Annotated in this window: 3 protein-coding genes and 1 tRNA gene; 1 reads left to right on the forward strand and 3 read right to left on the reverse strand. The window is 71.7% G+C overall.

Annotated features, from left to right (window positions below; all coding sequences use genetic code 11):
* Positions 1 to 93: 93 nt before the first annotated feature.
* Positions 94 to 510 carry a hypothetical protein gene (locus tag EF918_RS33645; RefSeq protein WP_125652682.1) on the reverse strand — a complete coding sequence of 139 codons (417 nt, stop codon included), beginning with the start codon at positions 508 to 510 and terminating at the stop codon, positions 94 to 96.
* A 198-nt stretch (positions 511 to 708) separates the two neighbouring features.
* Entirely contained in the window at positions 709 to 1797 is a 1089-nt protein-coding gene (locus EF918_RS33650) for an ABC transporter ATP-binding protein (RefSeq protein ID WP_125652683.1), read from the reverse strand.
* 190 nt (positions 1798 to 1987) lie between these two features.
* Between EF918_RS33650 and EF918_RS33655 the strand changes: the two genes are divergently transcribed.
* Positions 1988 to 2064 (forward strand) — tRNA-Thr (locus EF918_RS33655).
* A 72-nt stretch (positions 2065 to 2136) separates the two neighbouring features.
* Here the strand turns inward: EF918_RS33655 and EF918_RS33660 are convergent.
* Positions 2137 to 3534, reverse strand: a complete 1398-nt coding sequence (locus EF918_RS33660; protein ID WP_125652684.1) for an FAD-binding oxidoreductase — start codon at positions 3532 to 3534, stop codon at positions 2137 to 2139.
* Positions 3535 to 3739 lie beyond the last annotated feature (205 nt).

Consider the following 3739-nt stretch of genomic DNA (forward strand, 5'->3'; position numbering starts at 1 on the left):
GGGGCGGGAACGCGGGGGCGGAAGGTGCCGGCATGGCGGCAGCCTAGGGACCGGCCGCCGCGCGGTACGCCGCGCCGCGACCGGAACGCCCGGTCAGCTCGCCGAGAGGACCCCGGTGGCGTACGAGGTGTCGCACACGGGACGGGCGTAGGACTGGGCCTTGGTCGGGCCGACGGCCTTCACGGCCGCCTCGCCCAGCGCCCGGGCGATGCCCACGCAGTGCGCGGCGAGCGACGTCGGCCGCTTGTCCACCTCCTGCTGCAGGTGGGTGAGGACCACGCCCGGGTCCGCGCCCTGCTGGAGCTCGCTCAGCAGCTTGTCGCGCAGCACCTCGTGCGCGGCGAGCGGCTTCTGCGGTACGGAGACGTCCTCGGCGGAGGCGGTCAGCATCTGGGACGGCGTGTTGTCGGCCCAGGGGACCATGGTGACCGCGAGGGTCCCGGACAGGACCAGAACGACGGGCAGGACCAGGGCGAGGGAACGGCCGATACGGCGTGCAGAGTGGGTCACGAGGGCGAGAGTAGCGCTCGGTGAAGATATGGCGACATTTAGTCACCCTGTCGGGGGATGGTTCGACGTGGTTTTTCGAATGGGGTGTTGACGCACGTCGCTCGAATTGCCCCCGTTCGCCGGGGTGATGGACAAAAGCGCCCCCGCAACGCGGGAGGGGCACGGGCGCCCGGCGCCCGAACCCCTCCCGGAGCACGGTCAGTCGGACAGCCGCTCGCCCGTCGTGGTGTCGAACACGTGCGTCTCGCCGGCGCGCGGCACCACGTGCACCGTCGCACCCTTCTCGGGCACCTGGCGGCCGCCGACGCGGACCACGAGGTCCTTCTCGCCGCCGCCGATCTGCGCGGTGCCGTAGACGTATCCGTCGGCGCCCAGTTCCTCGACGACGTTCACGGTGACGGCGAGGCCGCCCTCCTCGACCACGTCGAGGTGCTCGGGACGGATGCCGACCGTGACGGTCCTGCCGCCCTTGTCCGCGGCGGCGGACAGCGCCTCGCGGGAGACCGGCACGACGCTGTCGCCGAACTTGACGCCCCCGTCGGTGATCGGCACCTCGACCAGGTTCATGGCGGGCGAACCGATGAAGCCGGCGACGAAGAGGTTGGCGGGCCGGTCGTACATGTTGCGCGGGGTGTCGACCTGCTGGAGCAGACCGTCCTTGAGCACCGCCACGCGGTCGCCCATGGTCATGGCCTCGACCTGGTCGTGGGTGACGTAGACGGTGGTGATGCCGAGGCGGCGCTGCAGCCCGGCGATCTGGGTGCGGGTGGACACCCGGAGCTTGGCGTCGAGGTTGGACAGCGGCTCGTCCATGAGGAACACCTGCGGCTGCCGCACGATCGCCCGGCCCATCGCGACGCGCTGGCGCTGACCGCCGGAGAGGGCCTTGGGCTTGCGGTCCAGGTAGGCGCGCAGGTCCAGGATGTCCGCGGCCTCCTCCACCTTCTTGCGGATGGTGGCCTTGTCCACGCCGGCGATCTTCAGGGCGAAGCCCATGTTGTCGGCGACGGTCATGTGCGGGTAGAGCGCGTAGTTCTGGAACACCATCGCGATGTCCCGGTCCTTGGGCGGCAGGTGCGTGACGTCGCGGTCGCCGATCCGGATGGCGCCGCCGTTGACGTCCTCCAGGCCGGCGAGCATGCGCAGCGAGGTGGACTTGCCGCAGCCGGAGGGGCCGACGAGGACGAGGAACTCGCCGTCCTCGATGTGCAGCTCCAACTGGTCGACGGCGGGCTTGTCGCCGCCGGGGTAGAGCCGGGTCGCCTTGTCGAAGGTGACAGAAGCCATGGTGATGCATCCCTTCTACCGGCAGGAACGTGCCGGACGATCCGAGTGGAAGGAGTGTTGGTCTAGTCCACGAAGTGGACCGCTGGTGACGCTACCTGCCGTACGCCGTCCTGTCAGCACCGGGACCCCCGCCCGACCGTGAGATTTTCGACAGCTCCCCGCCCTGCACCCGGTTACACTGCACGGGCACGCCTCCTTAGCTCAGCTGGCCAGAGCACCGCTCTTGTAAAGCGGGGGTCGTCGGTTCGAACCCGACAGGGGGCTCCATCTGGGCGAAGGCCCCGGATCCGACAGCGGTCCGGGGCCTTCGTGCTGCCCGGGCTCCGGGCGGGTCCGAGGTCAGTGCCGGCCGGAGATGCGGTCCGCCAGACGGGCCAGCGGGGCGGTCGTGGCGGTGTGGCTCAGGGTTTCGCGGCGGTCGGCCTCGCGGTAGGCGGCGTACAGGGCGTGGACGCCCAGCCAGCGGAAGGGTTCGGGCTCCCAGCGGCGCACGCGGTGGTCGACCCAGGGCAGGGTGGTCAGGTCGGTCGGACCGGCCTGGCCCGAGTCGAGCTGGACCAGGTCGCGCAGGGTCCGCGCGGCCAGGTTGGCGGTGGCGACGCCGGAGCCGACGTAGCCGCCCGCCCAGCCCAGGCCCGTCGCGCGGTCCAGGGTGACGGTGGCGCACCAGTCGCGCGGGACGCCGAGGACGCCGGCCCAGGCGTGGGTGATCTCGATGCCGGTGAGCTGGGGGAAGAACGCCGTCAGCAGGTCGGTGAGGGCCGCGACCGTGGCCGGCTGGGTGCGGCCGTCGTGGTCCGTACGGGAGCCGAAACGGTACGGCACACCGCGACCGCCCAGGGCGATGCGGTCGTCGGCGGTGCGCTGGGCGTACATGTAGGCGTGGGCCGTGTCGCCGAGGGTGGCGCGGTCGGACCAGCCGATCCGGTCCCAGGTGGCGGCGGGGATCGGGGCCGTGACGATCATGGAGGAGTTCATCGGGAGCCAGGACCGCTTCTGGCCCTTGAGGGCGGCGGTGAAACCCTCGGTGCAGCGCAGCACGTAGGGGGCGCGGACCGTGCCGTACGGGGTGACGGCCCGCTTGGGCGCGATCTCGGTGACCGGGGTGGACTCGTGGATGGTGACCCCGAGGCGTTCGCAGGCCTCGGCGAGGCCGGTGACCAGCTTGGCGGGGTGGATGCGGGCGCCGTGCGGGGTCCAGCTCGCGCCGACCGCGTCGGCGATGTCGATCCGTTCGCGGGTCTCCACGGCGCCGTACAGCTCGCGGTCGGTCTCGCCGAAGGCGGTCTCCGTCTCGTGGAACGCCTTGAGGCGGGCGAGCTGGGCGGGGGTGCGGGCGACCTCCAGGACGCCGCCGCGGTGGATGTCGGCGTCGATGCCCTCCTTGGCGGCGGTCTCGACGACCTCGGTGACGGTGTCGTTCATGGCCCGCTGGAGGCGGCGGGCGGCGTCGTGGCCGTGCAGCCGGGCGTAGCGGTCGCGGCCGGCGATGCCGTTGTAGAGCCAGCCGCCGTTGCGGCCGGAGGCGCCGTAGCCGCAGAACTTCTGCTCCAGCACGGTGATCCGCAGGAAGGGCGCGGCCTGCTTCAGGTAGTACGCCGTCCACAGGCCGGTGTAGCCGCCGCCGACGATGACCACGTCGGCGCTCGCGTCCCCGGTGAGCGGGGCGCGCGGCGGCGGGGTGCCCTGGTCCGCGTACCAGAAGGAGATGCCGCCGTTGATCGTCGAGCTGGTCATGGGGGAGTTGGTACACCGCGTTCCGGATGCCTGTCCAGGGTCGTACCCGAGGATCTCGTTCCGGTTGCAGGACATCGGTACCGGACCCGAGGTCTTTCGGCGGGCGAGGGCGAGGAAAGCGCGGTCCACGGTCGAACGGGACGGGGTGTGAGGTACGGGCCGGGCGGGTCGGCCGGGCCGTACCTCACACCCCGTCCCGTTCGAC

Origin of the sequence: Streptomyces sp. WAC06614, from assembly GCF_003949795.1 — a bacterium.
Classification (GTDB): Bacteria; Actinomycetota; Actinomycetes; order Streptomycetales; family Streptomycetaceae; genus Streptomyces.

Bases quoted from the DNA above. Each gene is read 5' to 3' on its own strand.
- EF918_RS33650 (WP_125652683.1), bottom strand. From the start codon at position 1,797: ATGGCTTCTGTCACCTTCGACAAGGCGACCCGGCTCTACCCCGGCGGC.
- EF918_RS33660 (WP_125652684.1), bottom strand. From the start codon at position 3,534: ATGACCAGCTCGACGATCAACGGCGGCATCTCCTTCTGGTACGCGGAC.